This is a genomic window from Kribbella sp. NPDC050459 (genome assembly GCF_040655315.1).
In the GTDB taxonomy this organism is placed as follows: Bacteria; Actinomycetota; Actinomycetes; order Propionibacteriales; family Kribbellaceae; genus Kribbella.
Map to the genome: position 1 here is coordinate 779859 of NZ_JBFAJQ010000001.1, position 20854 is coordinate 800712.

Below are 20854 nucleotides of genomic sequence, written 5' to 3' on the forward strand. Positions count from 1 at the left end.
GTGGTCCGAACCGCTCTGTATCAGTAAGAGAGCGGTCCGGAGGAAAGGGGGACGGCATGCGGGACGATCCGACAGTCGTCGACCTGGTCATCCGGGCCAGGGACGGCGAGAAGAATGCTTGGGACGAGCTGGTGGAGAGATACGCGCCGCTCGTTTATTCGGTGTGCAGGCGGTATCGCCTGACCCAGCCCGACATCGACGACGTCGGGCAGAGCGTGTGGCTGCGGCTGGTCGAGCACCTGCCCGGTCTGCGCGAGCCGGCCGCGCTGCCGGGCTGGATCGCGACCACGACGCAACGCGAGTGCTTCCGGCTGATCCGTGCGACCAGCCGGGTCGAGCCGGTCGACCTCCTGCAGTCGCCCGACATCCCTGAGCAGGCGATCGCCGAGGAAGAGGTACTGCGGCACGAACGCGGCGCGATCCTGCGCACCGCGTTCAGCGAGCTGTCGCGGAAATGCCAGCAGTTGCTGTCGTTGCTGATGCAGGACCCGCCGGCGCCGTACGACGAGATCAGCCGGCGACTGAACTTGCCGGTCGGCAGCATCGGGCCGAACCGGGCGCGTTGCCTGACCCGGCTGCGGCAGACCCCGGCGCTCGCCCTGCTGGCGGCCGACGGCCCCGGACCGAACGACGAATGAACGAGGAGGTGAGACCCGTGATGGATCCCGAATGGCACGACGACGAGAAGTTGATCGCGGCCTTGCGCGAGGCCTTGGCCTCCGCCGAGGACGTGCCGTCGGCTTTCGTCGAGGCCGGCAAGGCTGCGTTCGCGTGGCGGTCCATCGACGCCGAGCTGGCGGCGCTCACCTACGACTCCGCGCTGGAACCGGTGGCGATCCGGTCGGAGAGTGCGATCCTGCGGTCGCTCACGTTCGCCTCGGACGGCTGGACGGTCGAGCTCGAGCTGACGCCGGACGCGGTCCTCGGACAGCTCGACCCGCCCGCCGTCGGCACGGTCACGGCCCGCGGCGACGGCGGCGAACTGGCCACCGCGGACATCGACGAACTCGGCTTCTTCGTCCTCGGCCCGCCGCCGACCGTGCCGTACCGTTTGGTCTGCCAGACCGGCTCCGGCACGACGATCCTGACCGGCTGGATCACGCCCTAGCCGGCGACCTGAGTCAGGCGGCGAAGACCTGGGAGTCGTCGGCGAAGGCCTTGAATTCCAGGGCGTTGCCGGCCGGGTCGAGGAAGAACATCGTCCACTGTTCGCCGGTCTGGCCCTGGAACCGGACGTACGGCTCGATGACGAACGTGGTGCCGGCCGCCTGCAGCCGCTCGGCGAAGGTCCGGAACTCCTCGACGGTCAGGATCAGCCCGAAGTGCGGCACCGGTACGTCGTGGCAGTCGACCGGGTTGTGGATCCGCTGCGCCCGCTCGGGTGCGACGTGCGTGACGAACTGGTGGCCGCGCAGGTTCCAGTCGATCCAGGTCTGCGAGCTGCGGCCCTGTTCGAGGCCGAGGACCTCGCCGTAGAAGTGCCGGGCCGCGTCCAGGTCGTCGACCGGCATCGCGAGGTGGAACCGGGGGATGGGCGAGTCGAGAACAGTCATGTCTCCATTCAAGCAGTCGTTTCGTCGCGCTGCTCGACCTCGACGTGCGGCCTGGACTGCCACAGCGCCCACTCCGCACTGACGTCGCCGGCCGTCCGCAGCAGCAGCGGCAGGTGATCGTGCAGCAGCTTGTCGACCGAGGTCTCGGCCGCGTGCACGGTCACGTTCATCGCGGCCCGCACGGTGCCGGTGCCGTCGCGCACCGGCGCCGCGACCGAGCGGACGCCGGGCGCGAGCTCCTCATCCGCGAGTGCCCACCCGCGCGCCCGGATCTCGGTGAGTTCGTCGCGCAACTGGTCCGCGGTCCGGCCGATGTACGGCGGGAGTCCGGCGCGGCTCGGTTGCGCGAGCACGCCGGCCAGGTCGTCGGGCGACAGCGCCGACAGCAGCACCTTGCCCTGCGATGTCTGCGCCGCGGGGAACCGGGTGCCGATGTCGACGCGGAGCGCGATCAGCTTCGGCACCGACACGCGCGCGACGTACACGATGTCCGAGCCGTCGAGCTGCGCCATCGACGACGACTCGCCGGTGCGGGCGACGAGCGCCTCGAGATGCGGTCTCGCGATGTCCCAGAGGCCGAGCGAACCGACGTACGCCATCCCCAGCGTCAGCACCTTCGGGGTGAGCTGGAAGGACCCGCCGACGGTGCGGACGAAGCCGAGCTCCTCCAGCGTCAGCAGCAGCCGGCGCGCGGTCGGCCGGGCCAGACCGGCCGCGGTCGCGACCTCGGTGAGCGACATCGTGCGGTGGCCGGCGTCGAAGCAGGCGAGCACGTCCAGCCCGCGCGCCAGTGCCTCGACGAAATCCGGACCCGCGCCGCGCCCTGCCATCTGGTGATCCTCCCGCTCGACCTACGACTCACCGAAGATGGTGCCACGGGCCTCGCGGGTGGAGTCGGACTTGTAGTCGGTGTACTGGTACGGGTTGTCCAGGACCTCGCCCTTCGGCAGCTCCGGGTTCATCCCGCTCTTCCACGCCTCCTCGCCGAGCGTCGAACGCAGGTAGTCGACGGTCGCCTCGACCTCCCGTCGTACGGCGGGCAGGTCGCAACCGACCAGTTGGTGTTCGTGCTTGACCACGCGGCCGTCGACGATGACCGTGTGGACGTCGCCGCGCTGCGCCTGGAACGCCACCTGGCCGTACGGGTTGATCAGCGGGAACGACACCGGTGACGCGTCGTTCTTGATCAGGATCACGTCCGCCGTCTTGCCTGGTTCGAGGCTGCCCAGGTCGTCGCGCCCGAGCGCGCGGGCGCCGCCGCGGGTCGCCCAGTCGACGACGTGCTCGGCGCGCAGATGGCTGTGCGTCACGGTGGCGCCCTTCATGTGCGCCTCCAGGTGTTCGCGGGCCCGGTCGGCGCCGAGGGTGCTCCGCATCGCACTGAACAGGTCGCCGCTCCACCAGACGCTGGTGTCCTGCGACAACGACACCGGAATGTCGTGCCGGCGGACCTGCCAGGTCGGCGGGTAGCCCTGGCCGGCGCTCTGCTCGGACTCGGTCGAGACCGAGATCGAACCGCCGGTCGCGGCGATCCGCTGGTACGAGTCCGTGGTCAGGGTCGCCGCGTGGACGTAGATGTTCTGCGGCGTCATGAAGCCGTTCTCGTGCATCAGCTTGATGCCGTTGTCGTTGGTCGCACCCCAGACGCCGGCATGCGTGGTGACGCCGAGCCCGAGCTCACGGGCGACCTCGAACGCGGCCCGCTCCGGGAACGCCGGATCGCCGGTCACGTCGAACGCGAGCTGCAGACCGAGCCGGCCGTCGTCGCGCAACCGCTCGAGGAACGTCCGCACGGACGGATCGGCGGTCCACTCCCACGGCCCGGCCTGGATGTTGCCGTAGGCAAGGACGAACCGGCCGGGCACGGCCGTCAGCGCGTCGACCGCCGCCTCGGCGTGTTCGACGCTCTGCAGCCCGTGCGACCAGTCGACGGTCGTGGTGATGCCGGCCTCCAGCGACTCCCACGCCGAGGTCAGGTTGCCCGCGTGGATGTCCTCCGGCCGGAACGTCTTGCCGTGCTCGAGGTAGTACCAGACGAAGTACTGCGTGAGCGTCCAGTCGGCGCCGTACGCGCGCATCGCGGTCTGCCACATGTGCCGGTGGGTGTCGATCATCCCCGGCATCACGATGCCGCCGGACGCGTCGACGACCTGGGTGCCCTCGGGGACGTCGAGTCGTTGCCCCTGCTGCCCGACCGCCGCGATCTTGTCGCCGTCGATCAGTACGTCGCCGTCCGGGACCACCGTGTGGTGGTCGTCCATCGTCAGCACGGTCCCGCCCCGCAACAGCACTGTGGTCATCGCTGCCTCCAAGAGCTTGCCCGGACATACGTCCGTATGACGGTCAACGGGGCGGTCAGCCTCACTATCTGAGCGCAGTTCGATGGTGTCAAGAGCCTGTTGACAGGTGCTACGAGGAGATCGAGACTAATGCGGACAGATGTCCGTAGATCCGGGAGGTCAGGTGAAGGGTCCGCTCTCCGGGTTGCTGGTGGCCGACTTCTCCCGGATCCTGGCCGGTCCGTACGCGACCATGCTGCTGGCCGACCTGGGGGCCGACGTGGTGAAGGTCGAGTCGCCCGGCGGTGACGACACCCGGTCCTGGCAGCCGCCCGTGCGCGACGGCGTCTCGACGTACTACCTCGCGGTGAACCGGAACAAGCGGTCGATCGCGCTCGACCTGAAGGATCCGTCGGACCTCGCCGCCGCGCAGGAGTTGGCGCGGCGTGCGGACGTGCTGCTGGAGAACTTCCGGCCGGGCGGGCTGGCGCGGTTCGGGCTCGACTACGAGACCGTTGCCGCCGGCAACCCGAGGCTGGTGTACGCGTCGATCAGCGGGTTCGGGTCCGGGCCGGGCGGCGCCGCACTGCCCGGGTACGACCTGATCGTGCAGGCGATCTCCGGATTGATGAGCCTGACCGGTGACCCGTCCGGCGAGCCGTACCGTGCGGGCATCTCGGTGTTCGACGTGATGGCCGGGCTGCACGCGACGATCGGGGTGCTGTCGGCGCTCAACCTGCGGCACGAGACCGGCCGCGGGCAGCACGTCGAGGTGAACCTGCTGTCGTCGGCGCTGTCCGGGCTGGTCAACCAGTCGAGCGCGTACGTCGCGGGCGGCGTCGTACCGCTGCGGATGGGGAACAGCCACCCGAGCCTGTTCCCGTACGAGCCGCTGCCGTGCGCCGACGGGGAACTGATCATCACGGCCGGGAACAACGGGCAGTTCCGCAAGCTGGTCGAGGTGCTCGGCGTACCGGAGCTGGCCGACGACCCGCGGTTCGACCGGAACGAGAAGCGCACGGCCCGTCGTGAGGAGCTGCGGCCGTTGCTCGTGGAGCGGTTGATGACGCGGACCAAGCTCGAGTGGTTCCGCGACATCATCGCGGCCGGGGTGCCGTGCGGGCCGATCAACACCGTGGACGCCGGGGTCGCGTTCGCCGAGGACATCGGGCTGGACCCGGTGGTGACGGTCGGGGACATCCCGACGGTGCGCAACCCGATCACGTTCTCCGGCAGCGCGGCGTCGTACCGCCTGCCCCCGCCCGAGCTGGATGAACACGGCGCCGAGCTGAGGAAGTGGTTGTCCGCATGAGCCCTGAATTCCCCACCTCGCTCGGGACCTCGACCGCCGACGAGATCCGCCTGCTCGGGCAGGACCTGACCGCGGACCTGATGGGCAAGGTCGGCTTCGGCGAGTTGGCGTTCTGGCTGGTCGCCCTGCGCCGCCCGACACCGTCCGAGACCCGCGTCTTCGAAGCAGTCCTGGTCGCCCTCGCCGACCACGGTTTCACCCCCACCGCCATTGCCGCACGGTTGACGTACCTGTCGGCGCCGGACGCATTGCAGGGCGCCTTGGCCGCAGGCCTGCTGGGCGGAGGCTCCCGCTTCCTGGGCGTCACCGAAGACTGCGCCATGTTCCTGCACGAAGCCCTGCAAGGCCACGTCACGCCGGACGACGCCGGCTGGGACGCACTCGCGCTGGAGCTCGTCCGACAGTCCCGGGCCAACGGGACGTACATCCCCGGGCTGGGTCATCCGGTGCACAAGGTGGAAGACCCGCGCACACCGGTACTGATTCGCATCGCCCGGGAGGAAGGGCTCGAAGGGCCGCACCTGAAGCTGTTCCAGGCGATCGGCCGGGTGCACGAGCAGGTGCTCGGGCGCAAGCTGCCGCTGAACGGAGCCGGAGTGTGCGGCGCCGCGCTCGCCGACCTCGGCCTGCCGGTGGAGATGCTGCGCGGCTTCGCCCTGCTGGCCAGAGCCGCCGGACTCCTCGGCCAGTTGGCGGAGGAGCGACGCAGGCCCATCGGCATGGACGCCTACCTGACCGTCGATCGCAACGCCGTGTACGTCGAACCCTGAAGGAGCACCACATGGCCACAGTCGCCGCGGTGATCGCCTCCACGCACCATCCGTTCTACTACCGGGCGAGCACCGCCACCGGCACCGACCGCCCGCCGTTCGCCGACACGTGGGTGGCGAAGATCGAGGCCTTCCGGGAGACCCTGACGAAGGCGCGGCCGGACATCCTGGTGATGGTCGGCAGCGACCACTTCCACCAGCTGTGGCTGGACAACATGCCGCAGTTCCTGGTCGGCAAGGCGCCGTACTTCGACGCGAACTGGTACAACGAGGAGCGCGAGTTCGGCCTGCCCCGGATGCGGCTGGCCGGTGACGAGCAGCTCGCCGGGCACATCCTGCGCAACGGCCTGGACGCCGGCTTCGATCTTGCCTTCAGCAACGAACTGCGGATCGACCACAGCATCACCTGCCCGATCATCACGCTGCGCCCGGACGCGGACCTGCCGATCGTGCCGATCTACACCAACATCTTCGCACCCCCGCTGCCGCGGCCCGGCCGGTTCGTCGAGCTCGGCCGGACGATCCGGCAGCTGGTGGAGTCGTGGCCGATCGACAAGCGGGTCGCGATCATCGGCACCGGGCACCTGTCGCTCGAACTGGGCGGGCCGCGGCAGTTCGGCGAGCACGGCCCGGACCCGGAGTTCGACCGCAAGGCGGTGGACTGGATCGCGAGCGGCGACGTCGACGGGTGCCTGTCCGAGGTGACGCTGGACAGCCTGCATCTGCCGGGCAATGCGACGCACGGCTTCATGGACTTCATGCTGATGATGGGCGTCGCGGGCGCCGGGGCGAAGGCGGACCACGTGGACTCGCTCGACCTGTTCCACACGATGGAGGCGTATTTCACCTGGTACCCGAACGGAGTGCCGGCATGAGTAAGTACCTGCTGGACAAGTTTCTTTACACGGTCGACCGGGACCCGGAGCTGGTGGAGCGCTACCGCGAGGATCCCGCCGGAACGGTGGACTGGTGGGAGCGGGAGAAGGCGAACGAGATCCTGAACTGCGCGGTCGCGGAGAAGTCCACCTGGCTCGCGTTCACCGACGACGAGCGGAGGGCGTTGCGCGACCACGACCACCTCGCGCTGTTCGGCCTGGGTGCGCATCCGTTCCTCACGCTGACGTTGTTCATCGCGATGTTCGAGCGGGATCACGGCCCGCTGGAGTACCAGAAGGCGTACGGTCGGGCCCTGCAGCAGCAGTACGCCCTGCCGTACCCCGATATCGCAACCTGAGGAGTCCGCGTGCGCGCCGCAGTCCTGCACACCCACGGCCAGCCGCCGTCGCATGCCGAACACCCCGACCCGGTGGCCGGTGAAGGTTCCTCGATCGTCCGGGTGACCGCGGCCCCGATCGTTCCGCTCGATCTGCTGTGTGCCTCCGGTACGTCGTACTTCGGCCCGCCGGCGCTTCCGTACGTCCCGGGTGTGCAGGGTGTCGGTGTGGTCGAGGAGTCGTCGACGGTCCCCGCGGGGACCCGGGTGTTCTTCGCGACCTCGGCCGGGATGACGGCGGGCGACGGGAGTCTCGCGGAGCGGGCCGCCGTACCGGACGAGGATCTGGTGGCGCTGGACGTGCCGGTGCTGGACGCGGCGGTGGCAGCGATCGGGTTGTCCGGGGTCGCCGGGTGGATGGCGTTGATGTGGCGGGCCCGGATGCAGGCGGGCGAGCGGGTCCTGGTGCTGGGCGGTGGCGGTGCGGTCGGGCAGGTGGCGATCGGGGCCGCGCGGGTCCTCGGGGCGTCGGGGGTCGTTGCCGTCGTCCGGTCGGACGCGTCCCGGGACCGGGCGTTGGCGGCGGGTGCGGACGAGGTGGTCGCGCTCGGCCCGGATACCGACGAGCTGACGAGACTGCTGGGCGATCCGACGTACGACGTGGTGATCGATCCGGTGTTCGGCGTCGCCGCGACCGCTGCCTCGCGGGTTCTCGCCCCGGGCGGACGGCTGGTGAATCTCGGTGGCTCGTCGGGTGACGAGGCGGTCTTCTCGTCGTCCGTCCTGCGGAGCAGGACAGCGAGCGTGCTCGGCTACACGAACAACGCCCTCACCACGGACCAGCGCCGCGACGCGCTGACCGCCGTACTCCAGCACGCCGCGGTCGGGGCGATCGCCGTTGCCTACGAAACCGTCACCCTCGCCGACGTCACCACCGCCTGGACCCGCCAGTCCACCGGCAGGACCAGTGGTCGCCTCGTCCTCACGATCTGAACGGCCCCGTCAGACGAGGCGGGTGACGAGTCCGTAGGTCTGAGCTTCTTCGGCGTCGAGCACGCGTCCGGCGTCGAGGTCGGCGGCGACCTCGTCCGCGGGGCGTCCGGTCGCCTCGGCGATCAGGTCGCGGAATCGGGCGGCCAGGCGCTCGTGCTGCTCGGCGAGCGCGGCGAGCTCGTCCGCGGTGCCGTCGGCGGTGAAGTGGGGCGCGGACAGGACGAACATCGTGTGCCGGTGGGCCTCACGCTGGGCTGCGGCGGCGAGTACGGCGATCGCGGCGCCGCGGACGGTGCCGCGGGCAACGACATGGACCGGGGCGTTGATCAGGTCGATCGCGGCGGCCACGGACAGGGCCGCGTCCAGGTCGGCATCCGGCGCGGACAGGTGGAGCTTGATCGGATCGTTGCTCTGGGCATCCAGGAGGAGCAGCTGCGCGGCGACGTGGTTCGCCAGCGCGTCGTCGAGGCGCCCGCCGACCAGGATCACCCGCTCCGCCAGCAGCCGGTCGGCGAGCTCCCGCTCCAGCGTGATCGATGTCGGTTCGTACCAGGACGGCAGAATCGGCTGCGGCGCCGTCCGCTCCGGAACCCCGGGCACCCCGGGAATCTCCGGCCACGGCCGTCCCGGCCCAGGCACGCCCGGCCCCGGGATGCCGTTGCTGCTCAGAGTGATCGTCCGGTTCTCTGCATCCATGTGTGTCCTCCTCGACACCTCCAGCCTGGAGCAGCGGGGGACCGGGGTGAAGGGGGTTCCGCTGTCAGCAGACGAATCAGCCGAGGGCGGTGATCGCGGTGACGACGCGGTTCCAGAAGGCTTCCCGGTCGAGGGTGAGGGCGATCCGGGCGTTCGGCGGGCGGCCGGTGTAGCCGTCGAGGTCCACCACCGTGGCGCCGGCGGTCCATTCGCCCTTGGTCTCGATGACGAGGTTGGCCTCGACGCAGTGCACGATCGCGGGGTCGATGACCCGAGCCACCGCGACCGGGTCGTGCAGCGGTGGCGCCTCGAAGCCGAACAGATCGCGGTACGTCGAGGCGAAGAACGTCATCCACTCGCCGCAGACCCGCGCCAACGGCGTCCCGATCCGCTCCAGGCGCGCCAGGACGTCGTCCGTCACCAGCGCCTGATGCGTCACGTTCAGCCCGCACATCGTGAACGGGACCCCCGACCGCACCACCAGATCGGCCGCCTCCGGATCCACGCACGCGTTCGCCTCGGCCAGCGGCGCGATGTTGCCGCGGTCGGTGGATCCGCCCATCCACACGATCTCGGTGATGTTCCGAGCCAGCGACGGCTCCTCGGCCAGCAGCCGCGCCACGTTCGTCAACGCCCCGGTTGCGACGATCGTCGCCGGCCGAGAGCGCAGTACGTCGACCAGCAGCTCGTGCGCCGAGTGCGGCGACTCCGGCACCGACGGCTCGCCCGTGAAGGCCGGGCCGTCGAGCCCGGTCGTGCCGTGGACGTCGTCGGCGATCCGCAACCGCCGTACCAGCGGCCGGTCGGCGCCCCGCGCGACCGGAACCTCCGAGACCCCGGCCAAGGAGAGCACACGCCGCGCGTTCACCGTGCACTTGTCGACGGTCTGGTTGCCGGCCACGGTCGTCACGGCGAGCAGGTCGACGGCCGGATCGGCGACCGCGAGCAGGATCGCCAGTGCGTCGTCGTGGCCCGGGTCGCAGTCGAGGATCAGGGGTGTGACCATGTGCCAGGGTATGAGTTGTTGCTAGGGCCCGGCTGATTCAGCACCTATGTTTGGCTCCATGAGCGACAAGGAGCCGCCGGCGAAGGACGAGTCCGGTCCCGAGCAGGCCGACCGCAAGAGCAACGGATCGCAGCGGCCACCGCACAAGCCGTGGCGGACCGAGGGGCTGCCGGCCGGGCACGGCGACGACAAGCCGCGCCGGCCGCGGTGGTGGAAGTGGGTCGCGTGGATCGTCGGCGGGTACCTGGTGCTCTTCCTGCTCACCACGATGCAGGACCAGTTGGCCGGCGGCGAGCAGACGATCGCCTACACCGACTTCACCGCTCAGGTGCAGAAGCAGAACGTGGCCGAGATCTTCTCCCGCGGCGACACCATCGAGGGCCGGCTGAAGGAGGCCGCCGAGGTGCCGGGCAAGAGCGGCGAGACGTACACGAAGTTCACCACCGAGCGGCCGACGTTCGCCAACGACAATCTGTACGGCGACCTGCAGAAGGGCGGCGCCACCGTCCGGGCGACGCCCGTGGTCGCGCAGCGCGGTGTGCTGTGGAACCTGCTGATCTCGCTCGGCCCGTTCATCCTGATCGCGGCGTTCTACTTCTGGCTGTTCCGGCGCAGCCGGTCCGGCGGCGGGCTGGGCGGCCTGCTCGGCGGCGGCGGCCAGCAGAAGAAGCCGGTCGACCCGACCAGTGTCCGGGTGACGTTCGCCGACGTCGCGGGGATCGACGAGGTCGAGGCCGAGATCGAAGAGGTCGTCGACTACCTGAAGGACCCCGAGAAGTACCGGCGGCTCGGGGCGCGGGCCCCGAAGGGCGTGCTGCTGGCCGGCTCGCCCGGCACCGGCAAGACACTGCTCGCGCGGGCGACCGCCGGTGAGGCCGGCGTCCCGTTCTTCTCCGCGAGCGCCTCGGAGTTCATCGAGATGATCGTGGGCGTCGGCGCGAGTCGGGTGCGGGAGCTGTTCGGCGAGGCGCGGAAGGTCGCGCCGGCGATCATCTTCATCGACGAGATCGACACCATCGGCCGCGCCCGCGGCGGCGCCCGGTCGGTCGGCGGGCACGACGAGGGCGAGCAGACGCTGAACCAGATCCTCACCGAGATGGACGGCTTCTCCGGGACCGAGGGCGTCGTAGTGCTGGCGGCCACGAACCGCGCCGACGTGTTGGACCCGGCGCTGCTGCGCCCCGGCCGGTTCGACCGGACGATCACGGTGCACGCGCCGGACCAGCCGGGCCGGGAGGCGATCCTCAGGGTGCACGCGCGCGGCAAGCCGCTGGCCGCCGACGCCGATCTCGCTGCGCTGTCGCGGTCCACCCCCGGCATGACCGGCGCCGACCTCGCCAACCTGCTGAACGAGGCCGCGCTCGCCGCGGCCCGGCAGGGCGAGTCGCAGATCACCCAGCGGGACCTGACCGACGCGCTGGAGAAGGTCCAGCTCGGCACGGCGCGCAACGTGGTGATGCCGGAGGAGGAGCGGCGGCGGACGGCGTACCACGAGGGCGGGCACGCGTTGCTCGGCATGATCCAGAAGGGCGCGGACCCGGTCCGGAAGGTGTCGATCATCCCGCGCGGCCGGGCGCTCGGCGTGACGCTGTCGACGCCGGAGTCGGACCGCTACGGGTACGACGTGGACTACCTGCGCGGCCGGATCATCGGCGCGCTCGGCGGGATGGCGGCCGAGCAGGAGGTGCTCGGCGTCGTCACCACCGGCGCGGAGAGCGACCTGGAGACCGCGACCCGGATCGCCCGGTCGATGGTCGGCCGCTGGGGCATGTCCGACCTGATCGGCCCGGTCTCGGTCCTCCCGTCCGAGGGCGACGCCCGGATGGCCGGGGTCTCCGACGAACTGCTGAACAGCGTCGACCAGGAGGTCCGGCGCCTGATCGAGCAGTGCTATGCCGAGGCCCGCCGCCTGCTCCGCGAGAACCGCCCGAAGCTCGACTCGATCGCCGAGCAGCTCCTCGAATACGAGACCCTCGACGAGGCCGACGCCTACGCCGCCGCCGGCATCACCCACAGCTCCCGCACCTGACGACGCCGACGGCGAGCCCCGGCCTGGGTCGAGCAGTTGCCGGTCTTTTGACCGCGGCCGTCAGCGCTGCACGGCTTGTGTCGACGCGCGCGGGACCAGCGTCGGCGTGAAGCTGAGCGACTCGCACGGCTCGGCCGCGAGACGCCGTTCGAGGACGGTGAAAGCGGCGCGACCGATCTCGAGCGTCGGGGAGCGGACGGTGGTCAACGGCACCGGCAGGCTGTCGGCCAGCGGTGTGTCGTTGTAGCCGACCACACCGACGTCGTCCGGGACGCGCAGTCCGTGGTCGCGCAGGGCGCCGATCGCGCCGATCGCCGCGAAGTCGTTGGTCGCGAAGACGGCGTCCGGCACCGGGCCGCGGGCGAGCAGTTCGGCGACACCGGCCCGGCCCGCCTCGGCGTCGAAGCCTGTGCGTACGACACGGTCGTCGGCGAGGGGCAGACCGCGTGCCCGCAGTCCTTCGCGGAAACCTCCGAGGCGGTCGTTCGCGGTCGAGGCGTACCCGGGTCCCGCGACGACCGCCGGATCCCGGTACCCGAGTTCCGTCAGGTGCTCGGCGACGAGCCGGCCGCCGAGCACCTCGTCGGCGAAGGCCCCCACGTGATCACCGGAGGTTCGCAGCGCCAGGACGAACGGCACGTCGCGTTCGTCGAGCATTCGCAACAGCGGGTCGTCGGTCCGGGCGTCGCAGAGGACGAGCCCGTCGACGCGCCGGCCCAGGAGCTGCTCGACACGCGCCTCCCGTTGGGCGGGATCGTCGAGCGAGTTCGTGACGAAGGCGGCGTACCCGCGCTCGGCCGCGGCCTGGTCGACGCCCTCGAAGATCGTCGCGAGCACATAGTCCTGCAACCGCGGTACGACGACACCGACGAGGTGGGACCGCGCGGTGCGCAGACTGGCGCCGTGCGGATTCCGGCGGTAGCCGAGCTCGGCCGCTGCCCGCAGGATCCGCTCGACGGTCTCCGGGCCCGCCCAGCGTTCGCGTTCCCGGACACCGCTGTTCAGTACCCGCGACACCGTCGACACGTCCACTCCCGCGGCCGTGGCCACGGTACGCAACGTCGGCGCCTGCTGCCTGGTCATCGGGTCGGTGTCTCCCTCGTGCCCGGCGGAGTGCCGAGCCTCGACCATTGACACTACCCAATCGTTTGCGTACCGTCCTGAACACCGATTGCCCAAACGTTTGGGTAGCACCGTGGGAAGGGACGCCGGATGGACGACGACCGGGGCGCCGACGGGACCGATCGCGCGGCGCAGGCACTCGCGTCGGCCCGTGACACCCGGGACATCTTCCTTCGGCTCACCCCCGCCCGGGCCGCGCGGGACTGCGCGCACGCCACGGCGTCCGGCGGACCGCTGGCCGGTGTGCCGTACGCCGTGAAGGACGTGTTCGACGTCGCCGGGACCCGGACCTCCGGAGCCTCGCAGTTCTTCGATCGCCGGCCGCCCGCCGAGCGCGACGCCGAGGCAGTGCGTCGCCTCGCCGAGGCCGGCGGTGTCTGCATCGGGAAGACGACGCTGAGCGAACTCGCCTATTCGGGGCTCGGCGTCAACGACCGCTTCGGTACGCCGCTCGTGCGCCGCGCCGGGGTCGATCACATCGTCGGCGGATCGTCGTCCGGCTCGGCGGCCGCCGTCCGCGCGGGCGTCGTGCCGGTCGCGCTCGGAAGCGACACGTCCGGCTCCGCCCGTATTCCGGCGGCTTGGACGGGCATCTTCGGGTTCCGGCCGAGTCTGGGGCGTTATCCGGCCGCGGGACTGGTGCCGTTGGCACCCACACTCGACACGGTCGGGGTGCTGGCCGTCGACGCGGCGACGCTGCTGACGACGGACGCGGTGCTTGCCGACGAACCGCGGGTGCCGGAGCCGGGTGGTCCGGCGACGTTCCTGCTGCCGCACGACGAGTACCTCGAGAGCTGCGACAGGGTCGTTCTCGAGCGGTTCCACCGCACGGTCGAGCGTCTGCAAACGTTCGGCATCCGGTTCGTGCGCCGTCGGATCGAGTCGCTCGAGGTGACCCGGGCGATCCACGCGAAGCACCTGGCGATCGTCGAGGAGGAGGCGCTGGCGGCGTACGGGCGGCACTTCGAGCGAGTTCCCGATCTCTTCGGAGCACCGGTCCGCCGGCGGCTCGCGCGTGCCCGCTCGCGGGCGCGGGAACGCTCCGCGGCGCCGCTGCGGCAGGCGATGCGCGCCTTGCGGGCGCAGTACCGCCGTGAACTCGGCGGCGCGATCCTGGTCAGCCCGCCCGTGGAGATCGACGCGCCGAGCCTGGCGCAGGTCAGATCCTCGCCGGAGACGGAGGACGAGCTGAACGGCAGAGCACTGCGTCTCACCATGGCGCTGAGCTATCTCGACAGCCCGAGTGCCGTCCTCCCCGTCCGCGCGGCGGGCAGGCCGGCCGCCAGCCTGCAACTGTCGGCCGCCTCGGGCGAAGATCGCCACGTCCTCACAGCGGTGGCCCATATCGACACCATGGCCTAGCCGCCGGCACCGCAGCCGGCGGAGAACGAGCAAGGGCCGGTCATCGCAATCGATGACCGGCCCTTGGCCCGTTCGAGCGTCGTGCCGTGTGGGGGAGGTGGCCCCAACGGCTACTGGCTCTCCAGCCTCAGTCGGGGGGACCGGACGACGACTCGGCGGGCGGTCAGGTAGTACGTGCCTCCGGCAACCAACGCGCCGGAGAGCCAGGAGAAGTCGGTGTTGTTCATGGCGATCGCCACCGGGCCCTGCATGACCGGCACGAGTCCGTACTGCCAGCTCCACCCGGCGACCAGCCCGAGGCCGAGGCTGATCAGGGCCCGCGCGTTCCACTGCCCGTACGGCGACCTGCCGGCGCGGGCGTACAGGCCGGAAATGTCCAGCCGGCCGCGCCGCAGCACCAGGTAGTCGACCACGACGATGGCACTCCACGGGCTGATCCAGACCAGGATCGACACCATCCAGTTGTCGAACGCGTGCCCGAAGCTGTCCGCGCGGACGAAGACCACCAGCACTGCGGACGCGACCGCACCCGCGAACAACGTGAGCTTCCAGCGCGCGATGTCGATGCCGATCGACAGTGCGGCCAGCGAGCAGGAGTAGAGATTGAGGATGTTCGTCGCCACCGGTCCGTGCATGATGAGCAGAAGGACCGGCACGGCCATGACGCCGAACGCGTTGATCACCAGGGACGACGGATCGCTGCCCGTCCCCGCGCTGGCCAGACAGGCGCCGAGCGCGGCCAGCCATACCGTCGGGACGTACATGCCCAACGCGGACGACAAGAAGACCGAGCGGCTGGACACGTCCGGACGGACGAAGCGGCTGTAGTCGGCGGAGTACGGGAGCCAGGTGATGCCCCAGCCGACGCCGATCGCCGTCATCAACTGCGTCATCGCCGTGAACTTCTCGGCCGGGCTCGCCGCGGTGGCCGCCGTCCAGTGCAGCTCGGTCCTGCTCAAGGCCAGGACCGTCATCGCGGCCATCACGAGCACTGTGAGCGGGACGGTCCACTTCTCGAAGGTCCGAATCGCGTAGAAACCGTAGAGCGCGAGTCCGAGCTGGGCGAGCATGATCACCGCGGCGACCAGGTACTCCAGTCCGGCCCCGCCGGTGATCCCGATCTTGGCGAGCACGGCGAGCACGAGGTCGAGCACGACCCAGGTGTTCACGCCGACCCAGGCCATGGTCAGCAGACACTGGACCACTCCCGGCACGACTGCTCCGCGCCGGCCGAAGGGTGCCCGGCCGAGGACCATCTGGTTGACCGCCGTCCGGTGCCCGATGACGTTGAGCAAACCGAACAGCGCACAGCCGAAGACATTGCCGATGGCAACGACGAGCAGGGTCTCCAGCAGGCTCAGGCCGAGCGTGATGCCGAGCGCGCCGAGCACCCAGTTGATCGGGGCCAGGTTGGCGCCGGCCCAGATCCAGAACTGCTCGCGAGGGGTGGAGTCCCGCGCCTCCGGCGGGATCGGAGCGACGCCGTGGGCGTCGAACGGTACTGCCTCGGACGGTGCCGGTGTGGTCATGATGACGGCCTCCCAGGGGAACGAGTTGGCTCAGAAAACCAGCAGCCACCTCCCGGAGGCAGTAGGTAGATCTCTAGCGATTTCGGATCTCATTGGATAACTTCACACCATGTTGAGTCTGGCGACGTTGCTCGACAACCCCGCACTCGAACTGCGGCTCCTCGTCCCCGGGCCTGCCGGCGCGCTCGGCCGCGAGGCGTTGTGGGTGCACAACACGGAGTTGCCGGACCCGTCGCCCTACGTGCGCGCAGGTGAGATCGTCCTGACCAACGGCCTGTGGCTGCAGGAGACGACCGCGGCGGAGTTCGCGGCGAGTGTTCGGCGAGCCGGCGCCGCCGGCATCGTCTTCGGCCTGCGCAAGGAGACTCCGGCGACACCGCCGGAGCTGGTCGCCGCCTGTGAGCGCCAGGGCATGCCGTTGCTGGAGATCTCGATCGAGGTGCCGTTCACGGCGGTGACCGAGGCCGCCTCGGCGATCCATGCCGACCAGCGCCGTGACGCGCTGGTCGGCATGGTTCGGCGCGGTGACGCGCTGGCCTCGGCGATCTCCCACGGTGCCGGAGCGTCCGGCGTCCTGGCTGTTCTGCGGCGCGAACACGATCTGCCGCTGGCCGTCGTCGACCGGATGGCGAGGCCGCTGGCGGCGGCAGGTGTCGCATTGACGGCCCAGCAGCGCCGGCTCGTGGCAGACGGACTGGCCAGGCATCCACCACCGCTCGAAGTGGATCTCGGCGGTCAGGAAGGGCGGGCGACGATCTTCCTGGTCGGTGCGGTCGGTGACACGGACGCAGCGCTGGTCTGCCTGCGACCGGTGAGCGGCCTGACCAGGGCGGAGCAGGATGCTCTCGATCAGGCGGCGCGGTTCCTCAGTCTGGAAGTGGCGAAGCAGCAGGCGATCCAGGCGATCGAACTGCGGTTCGCCAGCGAGCTCCTCGACATGATTCTGTCCGGCGCGCAGCGGGCGGCGGAGGTTCCCGATCGGCTCCGCGCGTTCGGGGTCGACCCGTCCGGGGAGCTGGTCGTACTCACCGTCGCCTTCGCCGCCGGGACGGAGTCGACCTTGCCGGGGCTGACGGAGACGGTCACCGAGTTCTTCCTCCGGCAGAGCCTGGCGGTCGTCGTCGCCGGTGGCAGTCAGGACGTGGTCGCCGTCCTGCAGCGTCCGCGACAGGACGTCGCGCGCTTGGCGGACGAGTTGTGTACGGCGGTGCGCAAGAGGTTCCCGGAGCGTTCTCCCGTGGTGGGAGTCGGCGATGTCGCCGCGTCGGCCGGAGAGCTGCGGCGGCCGCTGGTGCAGTCGCGCGAGGCGTGCCAGGTCCTGCGGCGCCGTGGAAGCACGGCGGTCGCGTCGTTCCGGCAGCTGGGTACGCACCGTCTGCTGCTCGGTCTGCAGGATTCCGGGACGCTGCGAGGGTTCGCGGACGGCATGCTCGGGCCGCTGCGGGAGTACGACGGCCTGCGCGCCGCCGAGCTGGAGACGACGTTGCGGGCGTTCCTGTCGCATGACGGCCAGTTCGGCGCGACGGCCGCCGCGCTCCATGTGCACGTGAACACGTTGCGTAACCGGTTGGCGAAGATCACCGAGCTGACCGGACGGGACGTCGCCCGCACCGAGGACCGGGTCGATCTCTACCTGGCACTCGAAGCGGACGACATGTCCCGATCCCGCTGACGCAGTACGTCGATCGCCAGGTCCGTCGGACCGTTGCCGTTGATGACGGTGAGGTCCTGGGGGCAGGCGGAGACCACGACGACGCAGTCGAGCTCGGCGCGGAAGGTGATCGAGTCACCCGGCGCCGTTGTCGCAGGCAACCAGTCGAGGGTGTCGTCGGCGCCGACCGGTACCTGCATGAAGACGTTGACCGGCTGCGGCACGACGTCGACGTCGATTCCGAGCGCGGTGCGCAGGTTGCGGGCGCAGGAGGGGTGGTCCGGTACGCCGAGGGCGGCGTACCGGGCGTCGTCGCAGGCCGCGATGAGCAGGTCGTGACGGCCGGGCGAGGTGTCCTCGACCAGGGTCAGGATCGGGCGGCGCCGGTTCGTCACGAAGGATTCACCGATCGCCGGGAACAGCCGGCTGGTGAAGGTTCGGGTGTGCGAGGCGCTCAGGTGCTCACCGGTCATGCCCGCCGCCCCCAGGACGTACGCGAAGAGATCGCCGACCTGCTGGCCCTCGACGTCGACGACCCGCACCAGGCTGCCCTGGTCGACTTGGACGGCCCGTCCGGTTCGCGCCGGGACGAGAGTACGGACGGAGATTGGTGTCACGAGACGCCTTCCTGGATGCGAAGCGGTGGCTGCTGACCCGCCGGCGGCGGCCCGGGGAACCATTCCTCAGGTTCGGGCCAGGTGAAGCCGGACGGAATGTCGTAGGTCTCGAAGATGGTGCCGGTCGCCTCCTCGGTCGCGAAGAACGCGAAGGCGTTGCGGTCCATGAACCGGCCGGACTGCGTGGGCTCGAAGCCCCGCCCGGCGAACTCGGCGAGGCGCTCGAGCCACGGTCGCCCGCCCACGTCGAAGGCGATGTGCTGGATTCCTTCACCGTGCCGGTCGAGGTGTTTCTGGAAGATCGACGGTCCGTACAGCGGCTGCATGATCTCGACGGCCAGGTCGCCGACGTCGGCGAAGCACACCTTGATCGCCCAGTCGGCCGCCGCGCCGTCGTACGTCCGCTCGGTGACCGTCCGCGAGTCGAAGGTGTAGATCCGCCAGGGTCCGATGCCCAGGCGGACCAGGCCCTCCATCGTGCGCCTGTGGTCCCGGGTGACGAAGCAGATCTCGAGCAGGTTGCCGAGGAAGCTGTTGGACAGCTCGGTGGCGCTGACCACGGCCGGCCACGGGCTGGTGTCGTTCATACCCGTAACCAAACCAGGTTTGCCCGCGCGGTTCAGTGGAGGATCCTCCACCTTCTCATTCGATTGCTGTAGCTGGGTCCATCGCCTGGCGCGGTGCGGAGTGCTGAAGTTGTCGGCATGGATCTGACAACGACTCGTGTTCACCCCGCCCTGGAGCCGGCCCGGATCGGCGGCATCGAACTCGCCAACCGCCTCGCGGTGGCGCCGATGACCCGGGTCTCCGCCTCGCCCGATGGCCTACCGACCGCCGAGATGGCCGACTACTACGGTGACTTCGCGGCCGGTGGCTTCGGGCTGCTGATCACCGAGGGCACCTACCCGGACGCGGCGTACAGCCAGGGCTACTTCAACCAGCCGGGGCTCAGTACGGCCGAACAGGCCGAGGGCTGGCGCCCCGTCACGGAGCGGGTCCACGCGGCCGGCGGAAAGATCGTCGCGCAGCTGATGCACGCCGGCGCGCTGTCGCAAGGCAACCCGCATCGCCCCGACCTGGCTGGGCCGTCGGCCGTACAGCCGCTCGGTCAGATGATGCCCGAGTACGGCGGCAAGGGCCCCTGGCCTGTGCCGCGGGAGCTGTCGATCGAGGAGATCAGGGAGATCGTCGACGGCTTCGCGGCCGCTGCGGTGCGCGCGCACGAGGCAGGCTTCGACGGGGTGGAGATCCACGGCGCCAACGGATATCTCCTCGACCAGTTCCTGACCGTGTACACCAACCAGCGCACCGACGACTACGGCGGACCGGTCGCGAACCGGATCCGGCTGACCGGCGAGATCGCCGACGCCGTGGTGGCCGCGACACCGCACGACTTCGTCGTCGGCGTACGGCTGTCGCAGACGAAGGTGAACGACTTCGAGTACCGGTGGCCGGGCGGCGCCTACGACGCCGAGGTCATCTTCTCGACGCTCGCCGCGACCGGCGTCGACTACCTGCACGTCGCGAGCGAGGGCCGCAACTGGCTGGAGACCGCCCGCCTGCAGGGCGGGCAGACCATCACCGGTCTGGCGCGCCGGGTCGGCGGACTGCCGGTGATCGCCAACGGCGGGATGCATGACCCCGAGCAGGCCGATCGCGTGCTGACCGACGGACACGCCGATGTGCTGTCGATCGGTCACGGCGCGCTGGCGAATCCGGACCTGCCGCGCAGGCTGGCCGCCGGGCGGCCGCTGGAAGAGTTCGATCGGACGATGTTGCAGCCCTCGGTGACGCTGGCGAACGCGAAGCAGTGGCAGACTGGTCGGTCATGACGGACGCGACCTGGCACGGCGGGGCGGCGGCCGTCGTCACGCTCACTTTCGACGTCGACGCCGAGACACCGATCCTCGCGTCGGGTCGCAGGTATGCCGGTCACCTGATGACGATGTCGCACCAGGCGTACGGGCCGGACGTCGGCGTTCCCCGGATCCTCCAACTGCTCGACGACCTCGGCGTGCCGGCGACGTTCTTCGTGCCGGGGTGGGTCGCCGAGCATCGCCCCGGACTGGCGGCGACGATCGTCGAGCGCGGGCACGAGGTCGCTCACCACTCGTACAGCCATCGTGCGCCGACGTCGCTGAACGCGGTCGAGGAGCGCGCGGACTTCGAACGCGCCCTGGAGGTTTTCGATGCCCAGGGCATCGAGATCACCGGCCACCGGGCGGCGTTGTGGGAGGCCACCCAGGTGACGCTCGAGCTGGTCGCGGCACACGGGCTGACGTACGACTCGTCGCTGATGGGCGACGATCGGCCGTACGTGCTGGGAGTCGACGGCCGGCCGGTTGTGGAACTGCCGGTGCACTGGTCGCTCGACGACTGGGAGCAGTACGCCTTCCTTCCCGCACCGCAGATCGGATCGGTCATCGAGTCTCCGCTCAAGGTGCTGGAGATGTGGCGGACCGAACTCGACGCGATGCGGCACTATCGCTGTCTGTTCAATCTGTGCCTGCACCCGTTCCTGTCCGGCCGACCGAGCCGATTGATGGCGCTGCGCGCATTCATCGAGTCCGCCCAGGCTCACGGCGACGTCCACTTCAGCCGCTGTCGCGATCTGGCCGCCGCCACGCACGCCGACCGAACCCTCGAACACCGGACTCCGCCCACTGTGACGGCGGATCCGGCGGTCTACCCCGACTGACTGACTGGTCGGCCAGGGGGAGGA

At 70.3% G+C, this 20854-nt stretch carries 21 protein-coding genes; 12 read left to right on the top strand and 9 right to left on the bottom strand.

Annotated features, from left to right (window positions below):
• Positions 1-56: 56 nt before the first annotated feature.
• Together AB0I12_RS03655 and AB0I12_RS03660 are read left to right on the top strand one after the other, a co-directional pair.
• On the top strand, positions 57-638 hold the full coding sequence (locus tag AB0I12_RS03655; protein ID WP_359924015.1) for a sigma-70 family RNA polymerase sigma factor: 582 nt from the start codon (positions 57-59) through the stop codon (positions 636-638).
• 17 nt (positions 639-655) lie between these two features.
• Positions 656-1108: a hypothetical protein gene (locus AB0I12_RS03660; RefSeq protein WP_359924018.1), complete on the top strand. Its 453-nt coding sequence runs from the start codon at positions 656-658 to the stop codon at positions 1106-1108.
• A 13-nt stretch (positions 1109-1121) separates the two neighbouring features.
• Here the strand turns inward: AB0I12_RS03660 and AB0I12_RS03665 are convergent, their stop codons facing one another.
• The 3 genes from AB0I12_RS03665 to AB0I12_RS03675 are packed head-to-tail and all read right to left on the bottom strand — an operon-like array spanning position 1122 to position 3853.
• Positions 1122-1553: a VOC family protein gene (locus AB0I12_RS03665; protein ID WP_359924021.1), complete on the bottom strand. Its 432-nt coding sequence runs from the start codon at positions 1551-1553 to the stop codon at positions 1122-1124.
• An 8-nt stretch (positions 1554-1561) separates the two neighbouring features.
• On the bottom strand, positions 1562-2383 hold the full coding sequence (locus AB0I12_RS03670; RefSeq protein ID WP_359924023.1) for an IclR family transcriptional regulator C-terminal domain-containing protein: 822 nt from the start codon (positions 2381-2383) through the stop codon (positions 1562-1564).
• A gap of 21 nt (positions 2384-2404) precedes the next feature.
• A complete protein-coding gene (locus AB0I12_RS03675; protein ID WP_359924026.1) occupies positions 2405-3853 on the bottom strand; it encodes an amidohydrolase family protein in 1449 nt (482 codons plus the stop codon).
• Between the two features lie 163 nt (positions 3854-4016).
• On the opposite strand from AB0I12_RS03675, the gene AB0I12_RS03680 reads away from it, so the two are divergent.
• From AB0I12_RS03680 to AB0I12_RS03700, 5 genes are read left to right on the top strand one after another with little or no spacing between them, the layout of a single operon-like run.
• Positions 4017-5144 (top strand): CoA transferase, encoded by a 1128-nt coding sequence (locus AB0I12_RS03680; protein ID WP_359924029.1) that lies wholly within the window; start codon positions 4017-4019, stop codon positions 5142-5144.
• Positions 5141-5914, top strand: coding sequence for a citryl-CoA lyase (locus tag AB0I12_RS03685; RefSeq protein WP_359924031.1), 774 nt, complete (start codon positions 5141-5143; stop codon positions 5912-5914). The genes AB0I12_RS03680 and AB0I12_RS03685 overlap by 4 nt, the downstream gene beginning before the upstream one ends.
• Positions 5915-5925: 11 nt before the next feature.
• Positions 5926-6789: a hypothetical protein gene (locus AB0I12_RS03690; RefSeq protein WP_359924034.1), complete on the top strand. Its 864-nt coding sequence runs from the start codon at positions 5926-5928 to the stop codon at positions 6787-6789.
• Positions 6786-7148 (top strand): hypothetical protein, encoded by a 363-nt coding sequence (locus AB0I12_RS03695; RefSeq protein WP_359924036.1) that lies wholly within the window; start codon positions 6786-6788, stop codon positions 7146-7148. Before AB0I12_RS03690 ends, AB0I12_RS03695 begins: the two co-directional genes overlap by 4 nt.
• Before the next feature lie 9 nt (positions 7149-7157).
• Positions 7158-8120: a zinc-binding alcohol dehydrogenase family protein gene (locus AB0I12_RS03700; protein ID WP_359924039.1), complete on the top strand. Its 963-nt coding sequence runs from the start codon at positions 7158-7160 to the stop codon at positions 8118-8120.
• A gap of 9 nt (positions 8121-8129) precedes the next feature.
• Here the strand turns inward: AB0I12_RS03700 and AB0I12_RS03705 are convergent, their stop codons facing one another.
• On the bottom strand, positions 8130-8816 hold the full coding sequence (locus AB0I12_RS03705) for an ATP-dependent Clp protease proteolytic subunit (RefSeq protein WP_359924042.1): 687 nt from the start codon (positions 8814-8816) through the stop codon (positions 8130-8132).
• A gap of 76 nt (positions 8817-8892) precedes the next feature.
• Positions 8893-9822: a nucleoside hydrolase gene (locus AB0I12_RS03710; RefSeq protein ID WP_359924045.1), complete on the bottom strand. Its 930-nt coding sequence runs from the start codon at positions 9820-9822 to the stop codon at positions 8893-8895.
• Between the two features lie 58 nt (positions 9823-9880).
• On the opposite strand from AB0I12_RS03710, the gene ftsH reads away from it, so the two are divergent.
• Positions 9881-11851 carry an ATP-dependent zinc metalloprotease FtsH gene (ftsH, locus tag AB0I12_RS03715; protein ID WP_359924048.1) on the top strand — a complete coding sequence of 657 codons (1971 nt, stop codon included), beginning with the start codon at positions 9881-9883 and terminating at the stop codon, positions 11849-11851.
• Positions 11852-11911: 60 nt separating this feature from the next.
• On the opposite strand, the gene AB0I12_RS03720 is transcribed toward ftsH, so the two are convergent.
• Complete coding sequence (locus AB0I12_RS03720) at positions 11912-12934, bottom strand: LacI family DNA-binding transcriptional regulator (RefSeq protein ID WP_359924051.1); 1023 nt, start codon at positions 12932-12934, stop codon at positions 11912-11914.
• A gap of 129 nt (positions 12935-13063) precedes the next feature.
• Between AB0I12_RS03720 and AB0I12_RS03725 the strand changes: the two genes are divergently transcribed.
• Positions 13064-14335, top strand: a complete 1272-nt coding sequence (locus AB0I12_RS03725; RefSeq protein WP_359924053.1) for an amidase family protein — start codon at positions 13064-13066, stop codon at positions 14333-14335.
• Between the two features lie 110 nt (positions 14336-14445).
• Here AB0I12_RS03725 and AB0I12_RS03730 read toward each other — a convergent pair whose 3' ends face one another.
• A complete protein-coding gene (locus tag AB0I12_RS03730) occupies positions 14446-15864 on the bottom strand; it encodes a cytosine permease (protein ID WP_359924055.1) in 1419 nt (472 codons plus the stop codon).
• 109 nt (positions 15865-15973) lie between these two features.
• Here AB0I12_RS03730 and AB0I12_RS03735 point away from each other — a divergent pair, with 109 nt between their 5' ends.
• Positions 15974-17536 carry a helix-turn-helix domain-containing protein gene (locus AB0I12_RS03735; protein ID WP_359924058.1) on the top strand — a complete coding sequence of 521 codons (1563 nt, stop codon included), beginning with the start codon at positions 15974-15976 and terminating at the stop codon, positions 17534-17536.
• On the opposite strand, the gene AB0I12_RS03740 is transcribed toward AB0I12_RS03735, so the two are convergent.
• Positions 17494-18132: an urea carboxylase-associated family protein gene (locus AB0I12_RS03740; protein ID WP_359924060.1), complete on the bottom strand. Its 639-nt coding sequence runs from the start codon at positions 18130-18132 to the stop codon at positions 17494-17496. The genes AB0I12_RS03735 and AB0I12_RS03740 overlap by 43 nt on opposite strands.
• Complete coding sequence (locus tag AB0I12_RS03745; protein WP_359924062.1) at positions 18129-18719, bottom strand: VOC family protein; 591 nt, start codon at positions 18717-18719, stop codon at positions 18129-18131. Before AB0I12_RS03745 ends, AB0I12_RS03740 begins: the two co-directional genes overlap by 4 nt.
• Positions 18720-18836: 117 nt before the next feature.
• Here AB0I12_RS03745 and AB0I12_RS03750 point away from each other — a divergent pair, with 117 nt between their 5' ends.
• Together AB0I12_RS03750 and AB0I12_RS03755 are read left to right on the top strand one after the other, a co-directional pair.
• Entirely contained in the window at positions 18837-19964 is a 1128-nt protein-coding gene (locus AB0I12_RS03750) for an NADH:flavin oxidoreductase (protein WP_359924065.1), read from the top strand.
• Positions 19961-20830, top strand: a complete 870-nt coding sequence (locus tag AB0I12_RS03755; RefSeq protein WP_359924068.1) for a polysaccharide deacetylase — start codon at positions 19961-19963, stop codon at positions 20828-20830. Before AB0I12_RS03750 ends, AB0I12_RS03755 begins: the two co-directional genes overlap by 4 nt.
• Positions 20831-20854: the final 24 nt, after the last annotated feature.

Bases quoted from the DNA above. Each gene is read 5' to 3' on its own strand.
- AB0I12_RS03655 (WP_359924015.1), top strand. From the start codon at position 57: ATGCGGGACGATCCGACAGTCGTCGACCTGGTCATCCGGGCCAGGGAC.
- AB0I12_RS03665 (WP_359924021.1), bottom strand. From the start codon at position 1,553: ATGACTGTTCTCGACTCGCCCATCCCCCGGTTCCACCTCGCGATGCCG.
- AB0I12_RS03670 (WP_359924023.1), bottom strand. From the start codon at position 2,383: ATGGCAGGGCGCGGCGCGGGTCCGGATTTCGTCGAGGCACTGGCGCGC.
- AB0I12_RS03675 (WP_359924026.1), bottom strand. From the start codon at position 3,853: ATGACCACAGTGCTGTTGCGGGGCGGGACCGTGCTGACGATGGACGAC.
- AB0I12_RS03685 (WP_359924031.1), top strand. From the start codon at position 5,141: ATGAGCCCTGAATTCCCCACCTCGCTCGGGACCTCGACCGCCGACGAG.
- AB0I12_RS03690 (WP_359924034.1), top strand. From the start codon at position 5,926: ATGGCCACAGTCGCCGCGGTGATCGCCTCCACGCACCATCCGTTCTAC.
- AB0I12_RS03695 (WP_359924036.1), top strand. From the start codon at position 6,786: ATGAGTAAGTACCTGCTGGACAAGTTTCTTTACACGGTCGACCGGGAC.
- AB0I12_RS03705 (WP_359924042.1), bottom strand. From the start codon at position 8,816: ATGGATGCAGAGAACCGGACGATCACTCTGAGCAGCAACGGCATCCCG.
- AB0I12_RS03710 (WP_359924045.1), bottom strand. From the start codon at position 9,822: ATGGTCACACCCCTGATCCTCGACTGCGACCCGGGCCACGACGACGCA.
- ftsH (WP_359924048.1), top strand. From the start codon at position 9,881: ATGAGCGACAAGGAGCCGCCGGCGAAGGACGAGTCCGGTCCCGAGCAG.
- AB0I12_RS03720 (WP_359924051.1), bottom strand. From the start codon at position 12,934: ATGACCAGGCAGCAGGCGCCGACGTTGCGTACCGTGGCCACGGCCGCG.
- AB0I12_RS03725 (WP_359924053.1), top strand. From the start codon at position 13,064: ATGGACGACGACCGGGGCGCCGACGGGACCGATCGCGCGGCGCAGGCA.
- AB0I12_RS03730 (WP_359924055.1), bottom strand. From the start codon at position 15,864: ATGACCACACCGGCACCGTCCGAGGCAGTACCGTTCGACGCCCACGGC.
- AB0I12_RS03735 (WP_359924058.1), top strand. From the start codon at position 15,974: ATGTTGAGTCTGGCGACGTTGCTCGACAACCCCGCACTCGAACTGCGG.
- AB0I12_RS03745 (WP_359924062.1), bottom strand. From the start codon at position 18,719: ATGAACGACACCAGCCCGTGGCCGGCCGTGGTCAGCGCCACCGAGCTG.
- AB0I12_RS03750 (WP_359924065.1), top strand. From the start codon at position 18,837: ATGGATCTGACAACGACTCGTGTTCACCCCGCCCTGGAGCCGGCCCGG.
- AB0I12_RS03755 (WP_359924068.1), top strand. From the start codon at position 19,961: ATGACGGACGCGACCTGGCACGGCGGGGCGGCGGCCGTCGTCACGCTC.